General features: G+C 74.2%; 12 protein-coding genes. 4 read left to right on the top strand and 8 right to left on the bottom strand.

The features are described 5' to 3' along the window. Nucleotides 1–2: 2 nt before the first annotated feature. The 3 genes from NQZ70_RS10405 to NQZ70_RS10395 all read left to right on the top strand — a co-directional run bounded on the left by NQZ70_RS10405 (nucleotide 3) and on the right by NQZ70_RS10395 (nucleotide 4515). Nucleotides 3–1730, top strand: a complete 1728-nt coding sequence (locus tag NQZ70_RS10405; RefSeq protein ID WP_165373898.1) for a hypothetical protein — start codon at nucleotides 3–5, stop codon at nucleotides 1728–1730. 31 nt (nucleotides 1731–1761) lie between these two features. Next, a complete protein-coding gene (locus NQZ70_RS10400) occupies nucleotides 1762–2808 on the top strand; it encodes a carboxypeptidase-like regulatory domain-containing protein (protein WP_129574078.1) in 1047 nt (348 codons plus the stop codon). A gap of 231 nt (nucleotides 2809–3039) precedes the next feature. Continuing rightward, the gene (locus NQZ70_RS10395; protein WP_261344341.1) at nucleotides 3040–4515 is read left to right on the top strand and encodes a PGRS family protein; all 1476 of its coding nucleotides are present in this window, start codon (nucleotides 3040–3042) and stop codon (nucleotides 4513–4515) included. Nucleotides 4516–4602: 87 nt separating this feature from the next. Here NQZ70_RS10395 and NQZ70_RS10390 read toward each other — a convergent pair whose 3' ends face one another. From NQZ70_RS10390 to NQZ70_RS10360, 7 genes are all read right to left on the bottom strand, one after another. Then, nucleotides 4603–4782: a hypothetical protein gene (locus NQZ70_RS10390; RefSeq protein WP_272828176.1), complete on the bottom strand. Its 180-nt coding sequence runs from the start codon at nucleotides 4780–4782 to the stop codon at nucleotides 4603–4605. A gap of 670 nt (nucleotides 4783–5452) precedes the next feature. Then, the gene (locus NQZ70_RS10385) at nucleotides 5453–6526 is read right to left on the bottom strand and encodes a serine/threonine-protein kinase (RefSeq protein WP_272828174.1); all 1074 of its coding nucleotides are present in this window, start codon (nucleotides 6524–6526) and stop codon (nucleotides 5453–5455) included. 168 nt (nucleotides 6527–6694) lie between these two features. Further along, nucleotides 6695–7096, bottom strand: a complete 402-nt coding sequence (locus NQZ70_RS10380) for a hypothetical protein (protein WP_165373896.1) — start codon at nucleotides 7094–7096, stop codon at nucleotides 6695–6697. 294 nt (nucleotides 7097–7390) lie between these two features. Further along, complete coding sequence (locus NQZ70_RS10375; protein ID WP_129574076.1) at nucleotides 7391–8872, bottom strand: serine/threonine-protein kinase; 1482 nt, start codon at nucleotides 8870–8872, stop codon at nucleotides 7391–7393. Nucleotides 8873–8968: 96 nt separating this feature from the next. Then, nucleotides 8969–11134, bottom strand: a complete 2166-nt coding sequence (locus NQZ70_RS10370; protein ID WP_272828171.1) for a serine/threonine-protein kinase — start codon at nucleotides 11132–11134, stop codon at nucleotides 8969–8971. Between the two features lie 76 nt (nucleotides 11135–11210). Next, complete coding sequence (locus tag NQZ70_RS10365; protein ID WP_237245203.1) at nucleotides 11211–12836, bottom strand: serine/threonine-protein kinase; 1626 nt, start codon at nucleotides 12834–12836, stop codon at nucleotides 11211–11213. Nucleotides 12837–12994: 158 nt separating this feature from the next. Then, nucleotides 12995–15439, bottom strand: a complete 2445-nt coding sequence (locus NQZ70_RS10360; RefSeq protein ID WP_129574075.1) for a serine/threonine-protein kinase — start codon at nucleotides 15437–15439, stop codon at nucleotides 12995–12997. A gap of 372 nt (nucleotides 15440–15811) precedes the next feature. Here NQZ70_RS10360 and NQZ70_RS10355 point away from each other — a divergent pair, with 372 nt between their 5' ends. Beyond that, nucleotides 15812–16153, top strand: coding sequence for a cupin domain-containing protein (locus NQZ70_RS10355; RefSeq protein ID WP_129574074.1), 342 nt, complete (start codon nucleotides 15812–15814; stop codon nucleotides 16151–16153). Nucleotides 16154–16260: 107 nt separating this feature from the next. Here NQZ70_RS10355 and NQZ70_RS10350 read toward each other — a convergent pair whose 3' ends face one another. After that, nucleotides 16261–19026 carry a transglycosylase SLT domain-containing protein gene (locus NQZ70_RS10350; RefSeq protein WP_129574073.1) on the bottom strand — a complete coding sequence of 922 codons (2766 nt, stop codon included), beginning with the start codon at nucleotides 19024–19026 and terminating at the stop codon, nucleotides 16261–16263. Between the last annotated feature and the right edge of the window lie 267 nt (nucleotides 19027–19293).

The following is a 19293-nucleotide window of genomic DNA, read 5'->3' as shown; positions in this document are numbered from 1 at the left end:
GCATGAACCGACACGCCAAGAGGACGATGCAGCTCACCGCTCACAGCGCTTCGGCGCTGGTCATGGCATCGCTGGTAGCGGCGGTGCACGCGGCGAGCTGTGTCTACGACACTCCATCCCCCAACTGCGAGGACCGGCATGAAAACTGTCTGCCGGCTGGCACCGGCGGGCAGACACCGGATCCGCCTGACCCGGATCCACCTGACCCGGATCCGCCCGACCCGCCCGACCCGGAGGAGGAGACATGCGTCCCCCGTGAGAAACCCGATGGCGTGGACGACGCCTGCGGCGTCTTCGTATCGGCACGCGGTGGATCATCCGATGGGGCTGGGACCAAGGAGAAACCGCTCGGCTCGCTCCAACAGGCCATCGATCTCGCGAAGGAAAAGGGGACCGCGCGCGTGTACGCGTGCGCCGGCCGTGGCGACGGCGAGGATTTCAACGAAGCGGTCGAGGTACCCGGCGGCGTGGCGATCTACGGCGGGCTCGACTGCAACGACGGCTGGAAGTGGGTCGGCGATGCGAAGAAGACGAGCCTGACGGCGGGTAAAGGCGTGATCCCACTGAGGATGCGCGGGCTGCCCGGAACCGTGCACATCGAGGATCTGCACGTCGTGGCGCAGTCGACCGAGCAGCAAGACGCCGAGGGAGCAGGGCTATCGTCGATCGCGGCCATCGCGCACAGCACGAGCGTGGAGCTCGTGCGATGCGTGCTCGAGGCCGGCCACGCGGAAGCGGGAGGGGACGGGGCTGCTCATGCGGGCCTTGCCGCGCAGGGTGCGCGGGGCGAGGTGGGAGGCAATGCATGCTCCGCCGCTCCCGAGGTCGACGTGCGTGGCGGCCGCATGGTAACGAATGAATGCAGCACGTCCGGAGATGCGGACGATGGCTCGTGGGGAGGCAAGGGCGGGAATGGATCCGTGAATAGCGGAGACCGCGGAGACGATGGTCGACCCATTCTCACATCCATCAACGGAGCCGAGAACGGCGGCGTAGGCAACAACGGCCTACACTACTGCGCGCCTGGCCGACCGGGGAATGCCCTCGACGACAAAACGCCTGGAAGAGCGGCATCCGGCAGCCCCGGCGCGGACGCCATGGGAATCGGAGAGATTTCCCTGGACGGCTACGCCGGCTTTTCCGGCGATGATGGCGGCCGTGGGGCGCCTGGGCAAGGCGGCGGCGGCGGTGGCGGTGAGCGGGGCGTGTCTACGGCAACAGAAAACCGTTATTGCCCGGGAGATCGTTCGGAAGATCGGGAAAGGCGCGCCGGTGCAGCCGGCGGCTCCGGCGGGGCCGGCGGCTGCGGCGGCTCCGGCGGTCGAGGCGGCCTGCCGGGCGGCTCCAGCATCGCGCTCATCAGCCTGGATGCCGCCCTCTCCTTCGAGGACGTGACCCTCAAAGCCGGCAACGGAGGCGACGGCGGCCAGGGCGGCCCGGGACAGCCGGGCGGCCCGGGAGGCCAGGGCGGCACCGGCGGAAGGGTTCCGGACGGGGCCGCGGGGCTACTCCCAGCCTGCGACGGCGGCACTGGCGGCACTGGCGGCACCGGCGGCAAAGGCGGCGGCGGGCAGGGCGGCCACTCCCTCGGCATCGCGTTTCGCGGAGCCCCGCCGCCCACCGACGGCGCCACCATCGAGCTCGGCAAAGCCGGCACCGGCGGCCAGGGCAGCGATGCCAGCCACAGCGGCGCCCCTGGGATGGCGATAAACACGCTGGAGTTCAACTAGACCCCCTAGCGCCGAGATGCGCTCTGCAGCCATGAACATCCGCCGACGTCTCCGCCTGGGTCTGTTCGTCGCGCTCGCGCTCCCCGCCGTGCCGGCCACCGCGGTATCCGAGCCTGCCCGGCCAGACGAGCAGGCCAAGGCCGTGGCTCGAGCCCTCGCCGACAAGGGCTGGGAGCTCTTCAATGCGGGTCGCTACGAAGAGGCGCTCGCAGCCTTCCGCAGCGCCGAGGCGCAGGTCCACGCCCCGCCGTTCCTGCTCCTCGCGGCGCGCTCCTGCGAGCGCCTCGGTCGCCTGATCGAGGCCCGCGCGCTCTATCGACGCGTCGTCGACGAGCCGCTCGACGCCAGTGCTTCGCGGGTGTTCCATCAGGCCCAGGCCGACGCGAAGGCCGGGCTGGCCGCCCTGGCGCCGCGCATCCCGGCCCTGGACGTCGCTGTCACGGGCGCGGCGCCGGGCGCGGTGGAGCTGACGCTGAACGGAGAACGCATCGCCCTGGCGACGCCCGTGGAACGCGATCCCGGTGAATACAAGCTGGTCGCGACCGCGCCGGGCTACACCCCGGTGGCGAGAATGTTCCGGTTGACGGAGGGAAAGAGAGAGCGCGTCACCATCGAGCTCTCGCCTGCCTCCACCGTGGCGGCAACGGCGTCGCTCCCGGGCCGCGCGCCTCCAGCGGCGGGGAGCGATGCGAGGGCGATCGCGCTCATCGGCGGCGGAGCAGCTGGAGCTCTGGTGCTCGCGGGCGTCGCGTTCACGCTCGTGGCCAATGGCCATGCGAGCGACGCGACACAGCAGTGGATGAAGGTCAAGGCCATGGATGACGGTCCGGTGGACTGCTCCAACCCCGCCGGTACAGATCAGGCGAATCAATGCCAGAAATTGAGCTCGATGGTCGACGACAAGTACCTTTTCAGCAACCTCGCGGCGTGGAGCTTCATCCTCGGGGGAGCGAGCGCGCTCGGAGCGCTCGGCTACACCTGGCTCGCTGCAGCGCCGAGCGAGCCGGAGAAGCCGATGCACCTCTCGCCGCTCGTGACGCCAGGCGGCGCGGGGCTCGTCGCTGGCGGCGTGTTCTGAGTCGAGGAAGCCATGAACCGACGAACCAAGAGGGCGATCCGGCTGGCCGCACGCGGGGCTCCGACGCTGGTCGTGATGTCGATCACAGCATCGATTTATTCATCGAGCTGCCTCGGACCAGACTGCGTCGAGCTGCATCGATGCGGAGGCACTGCTGTAGGCACGCCATCGCCGGATCCGCCTGACCCTCCGGACCCACCTGACCCGCTCGACCCGGAGGAGGAGAAATGCGTGCCCCGCCAAAACCCAGATGGCGTGGACGACACCTGCGGCGTCTTCGTGTCGGCACGCGGTGGCGCATCCAATGAGGCGGGAACCAAGGCGGAGCCGCTCAGCTCGCTCCAGGAGGCCGTCGATCTCGCGAAGGAGAAGGGAATCAGACGCTTGTACGCGTGCGCCGGCGACGGCGAGGACTTCATCGAAGCGGTCGTGGTACCGGGTGGCGTAGCGATCTACGGCGGGCTCGACTGCAACGACGGCTGGAAGTGGGTCGGCGATACGAAGAAGACGAGCCTGACGGCAGAAAAAGGGGTGATCCCCCTGACCATGCGCGGGCAGCCGGGAACCGTGCACATCGAGGATCTGCACGTCGTGGCGCAGTCGACCGAGCAGCAAGACGCCGAGGGAGCAGGGCTATCGTCGATCGCGGCCCTCGCGCACAGCACGAGCGTGGAGCTCGTGCGATGCGTGCTCGAGGCCAGACACGCGGGAGCGGGGGCGGACGGGGCTGCGCATCCGGGCCCTGCCGCGCAGGGTGCGCGGGGCGAGGTGGGAGGCAATGCATGCTCCGCCGCTCCCGAGGTCGACGTGCGTGGCGGCCGCATGGTAACGAATGAATGCAGCACGTCCGGAGATGCGGACGATGACTCGTGGGGAGGCAAGGGCGGGAATGGCTCCGTGCATAACGGAGATCGCGGAGACGATGGTCGACCCATTCTCATATCCATCGACGGAGCCGAGAACGGCGGCGTAGGCAACAACGGCCTACACTACTGCGCGCCTGGCCGCCCTGGCAACGTCATCAACGACGGCGCGCCTGGAACAGCGGCCTCCGGCAGCCCCGGCGCGGACGCCACGGGAATCGGAGAGATCTCCCTGAACGGCTACGCCGGCGTCTCCGGCGGTGATGGCGGCCGTGGGGCGCCTGGACAAGGCGGCGGCGGCGGTGGTGGAGAGCGGGGCGTGTCTACGGCAACGGACATTCGTTATTGCCCGGGCAGCCGTCCGGGCGAGGAGCAAAGGCGCGCCGGCGCAGCTGGCGGCTCCGGCGGCGCCGGCGGGTGCGGCGGCGCTGGCGGCCGAGGCGGCCTGCCGGGCGGGTCCAGCATCGCGCTCATCAGCCTGGATGCCGCCCTCTCCTTCGAGGGCGTGACCCTCAAGGCCGGCAACGGAGGCGACGGCGGCCGGGGCGGCCCGGGACAGCCGGGCGGCCCGGGAGGCCAGGGCGGCACCGGCGGAAGGGTTCCGGACGGGGCCGCGGGGCTACTCCCAGCCTGCGACGGCGGCACCGGCGGCACCGGCGGCACCGGCGGCAAAGGCGGCGGCGGGCAGGGCGGCCACTCCCTCGGCATCGCGTTTCGCGGAGCCCCGCCGCCCACCGACGGCGCCACCATTGAGCTCGGCGATCCGGGCACCGGCGGCCAGGGCAGCGATGCCGGCCACAGCGGCGCCCCTGGGATGGCGAGCAACACGCTGGAGTTCAACTAGCGCCCAGGTTGCGCGGGGCGCACCGTCGGTAGATCCATCGGCGGTTCACGCTGCCGCATGCACCGCGAGCTCCACACCGCCTCGCTGTCACCGCCGCTTCCGCCGCTCCGACCTCCGCTGCCATCGGCGGAAGCCGCACCTCGCCCCGCCGATGGCCGCCTTCGCCCAGGCGAAGCGCAACATCGGCCGCTCGATGTCCGCCTTCGCCCGCGCGAGGCACCGCATCGATTTTTCGATGCCCAGCATCGGTTCAACGACGTGCAACATCGAATTTTCGATGTCGCACGCCGATTTGTAGCAATTGCCCCTTGACAAGCGCCTGCACCGAGCCCAGCGCCGAGCGTTGTCTCAGAGTCCCCAGTCTCGCTGTCCAGGTACCGCCTTCTGAGGCGCCGCTGCTCCTGCCGACTTCGACCCACCCGGGCCGGAGGGTTGCGTCCCCCCCGGACGCTTTTCCTTGGGTGCTCTCGCCTGCACCGAGGGCGCCGGCGCGGCGCTCGTCCCCGGCGAGGCTGCTGCCGGAGCAGGCTGTCCTTCCTCGGGCGATACGCTCGCTCCAGCGTCGTTTTCCGGCACCTGCGCGCTCAACGCCGACCCCGGCAGCAGCGCCGGCTCCGCGGCAGGCGCCTCCCCTACCGCCACCGCAGGCGCCTCCCCTAGCGCCACCGCAGGCGCCGCAGATCCAGGAGCAACCGCCACCCCCTCCGCCGACGCCTCCACCGCCGCCACCGGAGCCGCCGGCTCCTCCAGGGCGCGCCGCAGCGCAACCCCCAGCCCCAATCCCACCACCGCGAGCCCCACGCTGCCCGCCAACACCCAGGCCACCCGCGCGCCCCGCGATCGCGACCGCTGCGACGCCGCCACACGGATCGCATCGGTCAGCGTCCCCGGCTGCCCCTGCGCCTCATGCCCCGCGGCCGCGCCATGCCCCCCCGCCTCACCGCTCGCCCCCATCCCCGGCGCCCCAACCGCAGCGCCATACCCCGCTCCCCTCCCCCCGCCGGCGGCCGCCACCGGCCCCCGCCCGCACCGCTCCCGCCCGCGCCACTCCCCCCGCTCCCGCCCACGGCGCCCCCGCCGCTCCCGTCACCGCCGGGGTCCCCACCGCCGTCCACCCGAACGGGCTCGACCCTCCTACCCCCGACGACGAGAACACCGGCATCCCCGTCGCGCGCCCGAACTCCTCCACCATCTCGCGCACGCTCTGGAACCGCTGGTTCCGGTCGCGCGCCAGCGCCCGCGCGAAGAACGCGTCGATCGCCGGCGGCAGATCCGGCGCGAGCTGCCGCGGCGACGGGATCGGCTCCACGAGGATCCGCGTCATCACCTGCGCCAGCACCTCGCCCGGGAACGGCAGGTACCCGGTCACCATCCGGAACAGGATCACCCCCAGCGCCCAGAGATCGCTCCGCGCGTCGATGTCGCGCTCCGCACGGAGCTGCTCCGGGCTCATGTAGTGCGGCGACCCCATCACCTCGCCGGTCGTCGACGCCTCCGACACGAGCTTCGTCGCCGTCTCCTTCGCGATCCCGAAGTCGATCAGCTTGAGCATGTCCTCGTCCTCGCCGTCGACGCGCGCGAGGAACAGGTTCGCCGGCTTCAGGTCGCGGTGGACCAGCCCGGCGTCGTGGACGCTCCGCAGCGCCTTCCCGGCGTGCACCAGGAGGCGCTGCGTCTCCGGCAGCGAGAGCCGGCGCACCCGCGTGAGGCGCGCGCTGAGGTCCTCGCCGCGCAGGAGCTCCATCACGAGGTACGGCACCCCCAGCTCGAAGCCGAAGTCGTGCACCTGGACGACGTGGGGGCTCCGGAGGTGCGCCGCCGCGCGCGCCTCACGCTCGAAGCGCGCGCGGAACGCCGGCGACCCGGCGTAGGCCGTGCCCATGAACTTGACGGCGACGTGCGTGCCGAGCTGGACGTGCTGCGCCACCCACACCGAGCCCATGCCGCCCGCCGAAAGGGCGCGCACCAGGCGGTACTTGTCGGCGATGATCGAGCCTGGTTCGAGCTGCATGCGCCGGGGCGCCTCCTGCGGTGGGAGCAGCGTAACCGATCGCACGCCGGACGCGCAGGCCGAGCGCGACGGACGCGGCGCACGGGCGCGGCGCAAGGATCGCGCGTCGAGGCGAGCTCGAGCGCGGCGCCGCGGTGCGACGGCTGTCGGCGCGACGGGCCAGCCTGCTCAGAACGGCCGGGGCGGCGGCTTCTTCTCCACGGTGGCCGCGACGCCGGCCGGCGATGCAGTGCGGGCAGGAGGCGGCGGAGAGGGCGACGGGTCGCCGTCGTACACGGAGTCCGAGGCCGTCACCGGCTTTCCAGGGACGGACGCTCGCCCAGGCGACAGCTTCGGCGCTCCCGTCGCAGCGCCTGCCGTCCCCGTTGGCGGCGACGGCCTCACCTGGTCCGCTGTCCCTCCGGCCCCAGGCGAAGCGGGCGGAACCGCCCCCTTCTGCGACGCCGCCCGCGGCGGCGGCGCCGTCTGGGCCGCGCTGGCCTCCTGGGCCGCCCTGGCCTCGTGTTGCTCCTGCTCGATCGGCGCCGCCCCCTCGATCCCTGCGTCCGCGCGCTCCGCGGGTCGCTCCATCGCGGCTGGCTGTCCCGGCCCTGCGGCAGCATGCGTCGCCGCTGCCGCAGCCGGAGCCCTCTCGCGCGGCATCGCCTCCGCCGCGCCCACGGCTGGCTCGCTGCCTCCATCGGCTCCTGCCGGCGGGGTCGGCTTTCCCCAGCCGAGGAGCCACGTCGTCGCGACCGCGCCCGCGATCACGCCAGCCACCAGTAGCACGGCCACGATCGCCGTGGCCTTCCCTTCCCTTCGCCTCGCCTTGCCGGCGGCTCCCACCTGCGCGGCGGGTCGCGCGCCCGCGGCGCGCGCGCTGGCCTACTGCGCCTGCGCCGCGCGCATCCTGCCCATCGCCGCCTGATACTGCGCCTCGGCGACCTCCCCTTGCATCACGAGCGTCCCGCGAAGCGTCACCATGGGTCCGGCTCCGGCGGCCGGGTCGGCGGCGCTCGTGCCCGGCGCGGCTGCTCCTTGCAAGGCCTGCCCGGCCGCCAGCGCGCCCTGCGGCGCGTGCGTGCGCTGCAGCCCCGGCGCGCTCTGCACCACCGGCTGCGCCCCCTGCACCGCATGCGCGCTCTGCACCACCGCATGCGCCCCCTGCACCGCATGCGCGCTCTGCACCACCGCATGCGCCCCCTGCACCGCATGCGCCCCCTGCACCGCATGCGCCCCCTGCACCGCATGCGCCCCCTGCACCGCATGCGCCCCCTGCATCCCCGGCGCGCTCTGCACCGCCGACCGCGCCCCCGGCCACGCCAGCGGCGCCGTCGTCGCGAGGTCCTCCGCGGAGGGCGCGCTCCCCTGCCCTCGCGCCGGCGCCACCACCGTCTCCTGCTCCACCGCGCTCCCCAGCGGCGGCGCGGTGCGCTCCCCCGTGATCCGCAGCCCCGCGCGCTCCGCCTCCCCCGCGCCCGCCCGGAGCTCCGCCGCCCCCGCCGCGGCCGGCTGGACGAACGCCGCGAGCTCCCGCGCCACCTCCTCCGCCGTCCCGAACCGCTCGTGCCGCTCCCTGCGCAGGCACCGGTCGACGATCCCCACGAGCCGCTCGTCCACGCGCCGCAGATAGCGAGACACCTTCGGGATCTCCCCCGACAGGATCTGCGACAGAAGCTGCGGCCCCTCGCCCTGGAACGGCCGCACGCCGGTGAGCATCTCGAACAGCATCACCCCGAGCGACCAGAGATCCGACCGCGCATCGAGGTCCTCGTCCGCGCGCAGCTGCTCCGGGCTCATGTAGAGCGGCGAGCCCACCACGTCGAGCGTCGACGTCGCGCCGCTCGCGGCCGCGAGGCTCTTCGCCACCCCGAAGTCGAGCACCTTGACCACGAAGTCGCCCGCCTCGCTCGGCCGGTGCAGGAACACGTTCGCCGGCTTCAAATCGCGGTGCACGATCGGCACGGCGTGCGCCGCCCCGAGCGCGCCCGCCACGTCGTGCGCGATCCGCGCGGCCAGCGGCGCCTCCAGGCGGCGCCGCGCCTCGAGCAGCGCGGCCACGCTGTCGCCCACGAGCAGCTCCATGATGAGGCACGGCTCGCCGCTCTCGGTGCGGGCCACGTCGATCACGTCGACGATGTTCGGGTGCTGCAGCGCGCCGCAGGACTGCGCCTCACGGAGCAGCCGCTTGCGCAGCGACGGATCGGGCCGCGCGATCACCTTGAGCGCCACCTCGCGCCCGGTGGCCTCGTTCCTCGCGGCCCACACGACGCCCATCGCGCCCTGCCCGATCTTGCGGCCGAGGCGGTACTTCCGCGCGAGCAGCATGCCCGGAAGAAGCCTGTACGCCTCGATCGGTTCCGACATATGCCCCCCCGGGTCGCGCCCCAAGCCCAGCGGGGGCTTACCATCGCTCCCGCGCGACCGGAATCGCGGAACCCGCGCCCCGGCCGTCGACGCCGCTCAGGGGGCGTAGGGATCCCGCTTCCGCTCGTTCTCCCGCAGGCAGTTGGTCCGCATGAACCCGGTCTTCCCGGCGCACGGATCGACCTTGGGCCGCTTGGCGGCGGGCTGCTGCGGCGCCGGAGGCGGCGGCGCGGACGTTTTCCCGGGAGCTTTACCCCCGGGCTGCGCGGCAGCGGCGAGCCGCGACGCAGGCGCCGCCGCGGTCGGCGCCTGCGTCGCCGCCTTGGCCGGCGCTGCCACCGCGGGCGCCGCCGCGGCGACGGCCGCCGCCGTCGCGGACGCCGCTGCGGCCGGCGCGCTCGGCGCCGCCGGGGTCGATGCGTCCGCCTGCGCCGGCTCGGCGTTGCTCGCGGCGCCCGCATCCGCGTCGCCCTCGCTCGGCTCGGCCGCCGCCGGCGCCGGGGGGGCAGGCTCCGCCGGCGGAGCCTGCGTCTCGGCCGGCCTGGCGACGCTGCTCTCGACGCTCTCGCGCTCGACGTCTGCCTCCAACGACGCGTCCGGCCCTGCGGACACCTCGCTGCTGCCCGCGGGCGCGCGCAGGGCGAAGAAGAGCACCGCGCCCACGAGGCCAGCGGCGAAAGCAGCCACCAGCGCGAGGATCGCGCGGGGGACCTGGTTCCTGCCCGGGCGCCGCTTCGGCTCCGGCGGCGGCATCGGCGGCGGCGTCGCGCGCGCTGCCCACGGCGACGGCTGCGCTGGCGCCCGCCCCGCCTCCGGACCCGGCGCGAGCGGCGCGGGCGTCGATCTCCCCGCTCTCCCCGGCTCGTCCTGACCCCACGTCGGCGGGGCGCCCGCCCCCGCGTCCGCGCCCACCATGACCTCCGGATCGAGCTTCTGGGTCAGCTCGGCGTTCCACACCGGCTCGGCCGCACCGCTCGCACCTGGCAGCGGCGGCAACCCCGGCGGCACCACGCTCGCCCCCAGCGCCACCGGCACCCCCGCCGGCACCACGCTCGCCCCCAGCGCCACCGGCACCCCCGCCGGCACCACGCTCGCCCCCAGCGCCACCGGCACCCCCGCCGGCACCACGCTCGCTCCCAGCGCCGCCGGCACCCCCGCCGGCACCACGCTCGCCCCCAGCGCCGCCGGCGCCACGCTCGCCCCCAGCGCCGCCGGCACCCCCGCCGGCGCCACGCTCGCCCCCAGCACCGCCGGCACCCCCGCCGGCGCCACGCTCGCTCCGCCGAGCACCGGCGGCGATGCCGGCGCCACGCTCGCCCTCGGCGCCGGCATCTCCGGCGCCGCAACGCCGCCTCCGCCCCCCACCGCGGCGCCCGCGGCGCCCGCCCTCCCGCCCGACCTCGCGCCCGCGGCCGTGTACCCGTCGAGGAGGTCCGCCACCTCCGCCGCCGACCCGATCCGCTCGTCCCGCTGGCGCGCCATGCACCGCGCGACGAGCTCCACGAGCCCCGGATCCACACGCCGCAAGTACCTGGAAATTTTGGGGATTTCCCCGGACAAAATGCCGGTGAAGACCGCCCTCGCGTCCCCCTGGAACGGCCGCGTGCCGGTCAGCATCTCGAACAGCACCACGCCGAGCGCCCAGATGTCGGCGCGGTGATCGACGTTCGGTTCCGCCCTCACCTGCTCCGGGCTCATGTAGAGCGGCGAACCCACCGCGCCGCCGGTCGCCGTGCGGATGCCGTCGTTCATGGCGAGGTTCTTCGCGACGCCGAAATCGAGCACCTTCACCACCGGGTCGTCCATGTCCGGCTCGCGGTGCAGGAAGATGTTCGCCGGCTTCAGGTCGCGGTGGACGATGTGCGCCGCGTGCACCGCGGCCAGGCCCCGCGCCACGTCGCGCCCGATCGCCGCGGCCACGTCCGCGTCGAGCCGGCGCCTGCGCTGGAGCAGATCCGCGAGCGTCTCTCCCGTGAGCAGCTGCATCACGAGGAACGGCTCGCCGAACTCGGTCTCGCCCATGTCGTACATGTCGATGACGTTGCCGTGCCGCAGCGCCCCGCCGTTCCGCCCCTCGCGCTGGAGCCGCCGCCGGAGCTCGGGATCCGGCCGGTGGATCAGCTTCAACGCCACCTCGCGCGACGTGGACAGGTTGAGCGCAGCCCACACCACGCCCATGGAGCCCTCGCCGAGCCTCCTCACCAGCTTGTACTTCTCGGCGATCACCAGGCCGGCAGCGATGTGCGTGAAGGACTTGGACATCGAGCTCAACAGGGTTGTTCGGGGCGCAGGACCGGGGCGCGCAAGGTATCGTGACGTACCACGGAACGAAAGGGCGTCACCACGAGGTAACACGCGCGCCACCGCGACCTGCGGGGATCTCCGCCCCGGCGCGCAACAGCAGGTACCCCGCGGCCATGCCGATCCCCACGAGGACCACCGCCGCGAGCACCGCCAGGGCGATCCACACGACCGCCGGGCGAGCAGCCGCGGACGGCGCTCGCTCCGGCATGCGGAGCGTCTCGAGCGGCACGGTGCCGCCCCCCGGCGCCTGCGCAGGCTGCGGCGCGATGGCACCGGCAGGACGCGCCTGCGCGGCGACGAGCGCCTGCCGATGAACGTCCGCCGCCCCCGGTGAGAGCTTGATGGTCCCGTGCTCCCCCAGCAGGGGATGGCTCGGCATCGGCGGCCGATGCGCGGGCGCCGCCGGGCTCCCGTTCGGCGGAGGCGCCGGCGACGCGCCCGCCCCTCGCGGCGGCGTCGGCGACGCGCCCACCCCTGGCAGCGGCGTCAGCGACGCGCCCGACCCTCGCGGCAGCGGCGTCGGCGACGCGCCCGACCCGCGCGGCAGCGGCGTCGGCGACGCGCCCGACCCGCGCGGCGGCGGCGTCGGCGACGCGCCCGACCCGCGCGGCGGCGTCGGCGCGCCGCCGTGGCCGTGCGGCACCTGCAGAGGCGCCATCGACGCCGGAAGCGGCGTCGTTGTCGCCGGCATCGGACCGGGCGCCGCCCCGCCCCACGGCCCCCGCCCCGGCTGCTGCTGCACGTCGTACCGCAGATCCGGCGACGAGCCCGGGGACGAGGCGCTGCGCGGCCGCGGAGGCGGCGCGACGAAAGGCTCGAGCGCCGCCGCCACCTCCGCCGCCGAGCGCGGCCGCAGCGCGCGATCGCGCTGGAGACACTGCGCCACGAGGGCATCGAGCCCGGGGTCGATCTGCCAGACGATCTGGGAGACCGTGGGGATCTCGCCCTGCAGCACGTTTCTCAGGAGCTCGTGCGCCCTGCCCTGGATCGGCCGCCGGCTGGTGAGCATCTCGAACATCACCACCCCGAGCGCCCAGAGGTCCGCGCGCGTATCGAGCTCGCCCTGCGCTCGCACCTGCTCCGGGCTCATGTACGCGGGCGAGCCGATGAGGATGCCTGTCGCGGTGCGGATCTGATCAGACGCCGTGGGGAACTTGCTCACGCCGAAGTCGAGTATCTTGACGACGTAGTTGCTCTCGCCAGGCTCGGTGTGGAGAAAGATGTTGGACGGCTTCAGGTCCCTGTGGATGATGCCGCGCTCGTGCGCCACGGCGAGGCCGCGCGCGATGTCGCGCGCGATGCGCGCGGCCTCGGGGACCTCCAGCTTTCGCTTGCGCTTGAGCAAGGACGAGAGCGTCTCGCCCGAGAGCAGCGGCATGACGAGGAACGGATCGCCGTCCTCGGTCTCGTCCGCATCGTAGATATCGACGATGTTCCGGTGGCTCACCGCGCCGCAGGCCCGCGCCTCCCGGAGGAGCCGGACGCGGAGCTCCGGGTCGGGCCGCACGAGCAGCTTGAGCGCGACCTCGCGCGAGGTGGCCTCGTTGTGCGCGGCCCAGACGACCCCCATCGACCCCTCGCCGATCCGACGGAGCAGCCGATACTTGCCGCGAACGAGCGTACCTGGCGGCGGGCCGGCAGGAGGCGAGGGAGATGACATGGATGGGCTCGCGTTAGGGACGACGCGGGGGCGGCAGGTCGAAGGCGCTTGAGGGGAATTGTCGCAGGTGAGATAGCGCACGGTCAAGGACAGGCGCGCGCCGGCGCGACCGCGGCGTCAGCGCGGGAGAGGCCGCGCGACACCGGGGAACAGAACCCCTATTTCTTGAACCGCGCCTCGCACTTTTGCTTCTCCATGAACTTGAGACCAGCGCACGGATTCGAGGGCGGTTTGGCGGTCTGCGCCGTCCCGGTCGGAGGCGAGCTGCCCCCGGTGCGCGGCTTCGCGCTGCTCGGTGTCGCCGGCGCGGCGGCCCCCGCCGCGGCGCCCGCGCCGACCCCCGTCGCTCCGGCGCCGGCCCCCGTCGCGCTGCCCGCGCCCGTCGCCGTCCCGGCGCCCGCCGCCGGCCCGGCCTTGCCGCTCGCCGCCGGCCCCGCGCTGCTCGCCGGAGCGGCGCTCTGCGCCGGAGCTGCGCTCTGCGCCGCCGGCGGCTCGGGCGGCGCTGCCGTCGCGGAGCCCGACGGCGACCCCGCGGGCTGCTCCGGGAGCCGGTCGTCCAGCGGCCGAACGCCGCCGCCCTCGGGCGGCGTCCCCTCGTCCCTTCCCGAGGTGATCTCGGGCAGCACCGCGCTCTCGGACGGCGCTGGCCCGGCGGGCGCCGGCCCCTGCGATCGCAGCGCGATCAGCATCCCCACGAGGATCAGCGACAGCGCGGCAGCCGCGATCGCCAGCGTCGCGGCCGTCCGCTTGCGCTTTTGCTCATCGCCCTGCGGCGCTGGCTCCTGGGCGCCCTGGGCCTGGTGCGCCCCGGTCTGATGGACCGACGGGTGGTTCGAGACGAGCGGGGTCGTCGACGAGCTCGCCCCCTGCTGCGGCACGCCCGTGCCGGTCGTCGCGCCCGGCCTGGAGTCGGAGGCGCTCGCGCCCGGCTCCGACGCGAGCTTCACCGTCGACGCCGGGATCCCGCTCGACGACGCGCTGGCGCTGCCGGATGCCTGCGCGCCGGCAGCGCCGAAGCCCCCCGGCCCCGCCGTCCCCTCCGGCGTCGACGGCGAGGCCATGCGCACGGTCATCCCCCAGGAACCGCGCTCCGGGATCGCCCCCGGCACCGGGTGCGCCGACGCGGCCGGCGCCGGCGCGGGCTGCACCACGCTCGAGAGAGACGGCCTCGACGCTGCCGACGCCGCCGTGGGGAGCGGCGTCAGCAGCGCAGCCGCGGGATGTCCCGCCGCCGGGTGCTGCCCCGAGCCCGCGCGCTGCTTGCCGGCCCCGGCCGCCCCCGCGCTCCCCCGCGTGAGCGGCAGGGTCGCCACGTCCTCGTCCCACGGCGCGCGCCCCGCCGACGCCGCGACGATGTGCTGGCCTGAGCTCCCGGCGCGCCGAGGCGACGCGACCGCCCCCTGTCCCGCATCCGGGCTCGCCGCCTGCCCCGCAGCCGCCTGCCCAGGGCCCCGCGACGGCGGCGCGCCCGCCCCCGGCGGCTCCTGCACCGGGATCGGGGCCCGCGGCCCGCCGCCGAGCAGCGCCAGCGGCAGCGCTCCCGCGCCCGCGTCGACGCCCCCCGGCCCGGGTTGCGCCACCGACCGAGGTTGCGCCACCGACCCGGGTTGCGCCACCGACCCGGGTTGCGCCGTCCCGGCCTGCGCCGCCTGCCAGCCGCCGTCCGTGCCCTCGCCCGGAAGCAGCCCCAGCCCCTCCGGCGACGTCGTCCGCAGCGCCGCGTCCATGCCGGCGCCGACGCCCCGCGCCGCGTACCGATCGAGCTGCGCCGCGACCTCCGCCGCGGAGCCGATCCGGTCCGCGCGGTCCCGCCGCATGCAGCGCGCGATCAGATCGACGAGCCCCTGGTCCACACGCCGCAGGTACTTGGACACGGTCGGGATCTCGCCGGTCAGGATCCCCATGAACACCGCCTGCGCGTCCCCCTGGAACGGCCGCATGCCGGTCAGCATCTCGAACAGCACCACGCCGAGCGCCCAGATGTCGGCGCGGTGATCGACGTTCGGTTCCGCCCTCACCTGCTCCGGGCTCATGTAGAGCGGCGACCCCACCGCGCCGCCCTGCACCGTGTGCAGGCCGTCGTTGACCGAGAGGTTCTTCGCGACGCCGAAATCGAGCACCTTCACCACCGGCTCATCCATGTCCGGCTCGCGGTGCAGGAAGATGTTCGCCGGCTTCAGGTCGCGGTGGATGATGTGCATCGCGTGCGCCGCCGCAAGGCCGCGCGCCACGTCGCGCCCGATCGACGCCGCCGCCGGCGGATCGAGCCGGCGCCGCCGCGCGAGCAGCTCGGCCACGGTCTCCCCCGTGAGCAGCTGCATCACGAGGAACGGCTCCCCGGACTCGGTCTCGCCCATGTCGTAGATGTCGATGACGTTCCGGTGCCGCAGCGCCCCGCTGTTGCGCGCCTCGCGCTGCAGCCGCAGCCGGAACTCGGCCTCGGGGCGGTGGATCAGCTTCAACGCCACCTCGCGGGCGGTCGCCACGTTGACCGCCGACCAGACGACGCCCATGGCCCCCTCGCCGATCTGGCGCACGAGCCGGTACTTCTTGTCGATCAGCACGCCGGAGGCGAGCAGCGTCGAGCTCTTCGGCGATGACATCAGCGGCTTTCCGGCAGCGCGGCGCGCCCCGCCATCACGGAGCACGCCCGGACGGACGCGGCCAGCGGAGCGAGGCGAGCCGCGGCATCCCTCCGGCGCCCCCGTCCAGCGCTCGCGCCGTCCGTTCCCTCATGCGCCTGCTCCCGCGCGACGTAACATCCGATTCCCAGGTCCACGGGACGCGCCTCCTGAGCGGGGCATCTTACAGCAGTTCTCCCCGCCGCGATACGTTCTCTGCAGCGAGGGACGGACGACGAACGACCGACCAGGAAAGCAGGAGAAGCCCGATTCGCGTGTGTCGGGCGCGGACCCACGATCGCGCCCACGCTCGCTGCCAAACCCGGCGAACGACGCGAGGAAAGCGAGGCGCACATGGGCGACACAACCATCATGAAGGTCTCCTCCGGCCGCTCCCCGAGAGGCCAGATGGGCCAAAAATACCTGGCCTCCGGAATCCAGGTCTCGATGCGACTCTGGGAGCGCGAGCCGCCGGGCGACGCCAAACCGGCGACCGTGCGCGATTACGAGACCGTGGGGTTCGTCATCGCGGGGCGAGCCGAGCTGCACATCGAGGGGCAGATGGTGCGCCTGGAGCCGGGCGACTCCTGGACGGTGCCTAAAGGCGCATCGCATTCTTACAAGATCATCGAACCGTTCACGGCGGTGGAAGCGACGAGCCCGCCGGCCAGCGTCCACGGGCGCGACGAGGCCTGAGGAGGCCCGCCGGCGAGGCCTGACCACGGCGCCGGCCGTCGTGCCCGGCGGGAAGAGCTCACCCAGGTCGCGGCGAGGAGCTCACCCGGGCCGCCGGGCGGCGCGCCTCACAGCGCGGTGCCGGCGCCGGCCGCGGGCTTCTCCTGCGCTCCCTTGGCGCGCCCTGCCGGCTTCTTCTCGTCCGCGCCGCCCGGCGCCGGCTTCTTCTCGCCGTCGGCGGTCTTCTTCTCCTCCGGCGCCGCTCCGGCCTGATCGCCCGCGCCCGCCGCCCCCTCGCTCTTCGCCGGCTTCGTCTCGCCTGCCTCGGCCTTCTCGGCCCGCGCCGGCTTCGTCTCGCCCGCCTCGGCCTTCTCGGCCCGCGCCGGCTTCGTCTCGCCCGCCTCGGCCTTCTCGGCCCGCGCCGGCTTCGTCTCGCCCGCCTCGGCCTTCTCGGCCCGCGCCAGCTTCGTCTCGCCCGCCTCGGCCTTCTCGGCGGCCCGCGCCGGCTTCGTCTCGCCCGCCTCGGCCTTCTCGGCGGCCCGCGCCGGCTTCGTCTCGCCCGCCTCGGCCTTCTCGGCCCGCGCCGGCTTCGTCTCGCCCGCCGCCGCCGCAGCGCCTGCCGGCGCGCTGCTCCCGTCCTTGGCGACGGCCGCCTTGCGGCCCTCCTCCCCGGCGGGCGCGGCGGCCGTCGCCGGCTTCACGGCGGCGGCCGCCTTGTCGCCGTCGTCCACCGCGCCGGCCGCCGGGGCCGACGCCACGCGGACCTCGTCCTCGCGCGGCTCGCGCGGCTCGACCGGCGGCGGATCGTCCGGCAGCGAGGTCGGCACGTACACCACGAGCCGATCCCCGGGCATCAGCGGGCTCCGCCTCGAGCGCTGGTTGATCCGCTCCAGGCTGCCGACGCTCAGGCCGTAGCGGCTCGCGAGATTGCTGAACGTGTCGCCCTCCCGCACCGCGATCTCGATGCGCTTGCGCCCCTTCAGCCCCTCGAAGTGGGCGAAGAACTCCTCCGAGCCGACCGGAAGGATGCGCGCGTCGGCCTCGTCGAGCAGGAACACCCCGTCGTAGCGCTGCGATCTCGGGACGAACAGCTGGAGCGTCATCCCCTCGTGCAGCGACGCCCCGGGCGAGAGCGTGTTCCAGCGGCAGATCTCGTCGGGCGTCACCGACAGCACCGCCGCGAGATCCCGGATCGCGTCGCCCGCGACCACGCGGTAGAAGACGCGCCGGCGCCCCTCGTACGAGAAGCGCTGCGCCGGGACCACCACGACCGGCTTCGCCGCCGACGACAGCGGCGCGCCGTTCGCGAGCAGGTGCTCCGCCGCCGCCACGCCCACGCCCTCCGCCGCCGGGACGAACAGGAGCGTCCCCGGGCGCACCGGCTCGCCGGGCCGCAGGCCGTTCAGCGTCTGCAGCGTCCACCGCGTCGTCCCGCGGAACGTCGCGATGTCGTCGAGCGACTCGCCCCAGCGGACCAGGTATCGCTCGAGCTTCGGCTCGCGCTCCAGGAGCTTCGGCATCGCCTTCGCCGCGCGCGCCCCCGCGCCCGCGGGCACCCGGACCTCCCAGCGCGCCAGCTCCTTCGCGTCCACCGGCAGCGGCGGCGTGCGCTTCGCCACGAGCTGCGGGTTCAGCGCCTCGATCTCCGGCGCCCCCGCCCCGACCGCGGACGCCACCGACTGCAGCGACACCCCGGAGCCGAGCGAGATCTTGTCGAACGTCACCGCCGGATCGAGCTCGACCTCGTCGCAGCCGAACACCTTCAGGTTCCGCGCCACGATCGCGATCGCGAGGATCTTCGGCACGTAGAGCGCCGTCTCGAGCGGCATCCCCGCCTCGAGCCGCGACAGCTCCCAGAAGTCGTTCGTGTTGTACTTGCGGATCGACGCGAGCAGCCCGCCGTACCCCATGTTGTAGGCCGCGAACGCGAGCTCCCAGCCGCCGAAGCGCCGCCGCAGATCCGAGAGGTACCGCGCCGCCGCGAGGGTGGAGCGCTCCGGGTCGAGGCGCTCGTCGACCCATCGATCGACGGTGAGGCCATAGATGCGCGCGCCCTCGGGCATGAACTGCCAGAGGCCGGCCGCGCCGGCCGGAGAGTGGATGGTCGGGTCGAAGCCGCTCTCGACGAGCGAGAGCCAGAGCAGGTCCTCCGGGAGCCCCTGCTCGCGGAGGACACGGCGGATGGCGGCGCCGTAGCGGCCGCTCTTCTTGATCCAGGAGACCACGGCGGAGCGGCCGCGCGGGTCGTCCTTGTAGTACTCGAGGTAGCGCACGACCCGGCCGTCCCAGCGGACCGGGATCTCGGGCAGCTCGAGCTGCCGCAGCCAGGAGATGTCGCGGGTCTCCTCGGCCTGCGGCGGCGGCACGGGCAGCCCCGCGGGCGGCAGGCCGGAGGCCTCGAGGCGCGGCTCGCCCCCGCCGAGAAGGAGCGTGCCGTCGACCGGCCACGCGGGGCCGGCGCTCGGGGTCGCGCCGGGGAACAGGGCCAGGTCGATCTCGCGCATGGTGCGGAGCTCGGGCGACTCGGCGACGCTCGCCCCCGCCGGCGTCGCGGTGCCCGCGATGACCCGGCGCGCGGCCTCGTCCGGCGCGCCGGGCTCCCCCGGCTTGCGCGTGATCTTGGCCGCGCCCTTCTTCGGCGCCTTCGATCGCGCCGCCGGCTTGGCCGGCGTCTTGGCGGCCACGCGCTTCGCGCCGGCCTTGCTGCTCGACGCGGCGGCGGGCCTGGCCGGCGCGGGCTTCTCCGGCGTGGCCTCCGCCGCGCCGGCCTTCTTCGCCTCCGGCCGGTCCGCCTTGCCGCCGGCCGCCGCATCCCTCTTCGCCTCGGCCTTGGCCGGCTCGGCCGCCGGGGGCGCGGCGAGGCCGTCGAGAGCGACGCCCGAGAGGGCGGCCATCCAGCCAAGACAGACAAGCCTGCGTGCGGCGCGTCGGATCCGCATGTCAGCGACCGACCTGTCTCACGATGCGCCCGAGGGGTCAACTTTGGCAGTCAGGCGGAACGGCCGCGAACCGTCCACGAGACGGGGGGCTGGCGCACATCGCACCGGCGGGGGTGTGATGAAGAGAGAGATTTTGAACCACAGAGGCGCAGAGGGCTCAGAGGGAAGAGAGAGGGAGGAGGAGAGAGAAAGAGGGCTCGGATCGGAGAGGGCTCGGAGCTC

Source organism: Sorangium sp. So ce836 (genome assembly GCF_028553905.1).
Classification (GTDB): domain Bacteria; phylum Myxococcota_A; class Polyangia; order Polyangiales; family Polyangiaceae; genus Sorangium; species Sorangium cellulosum_D.
This window is presented reverse-complemented; position numbering and strand designations above follow the sequence as displayed.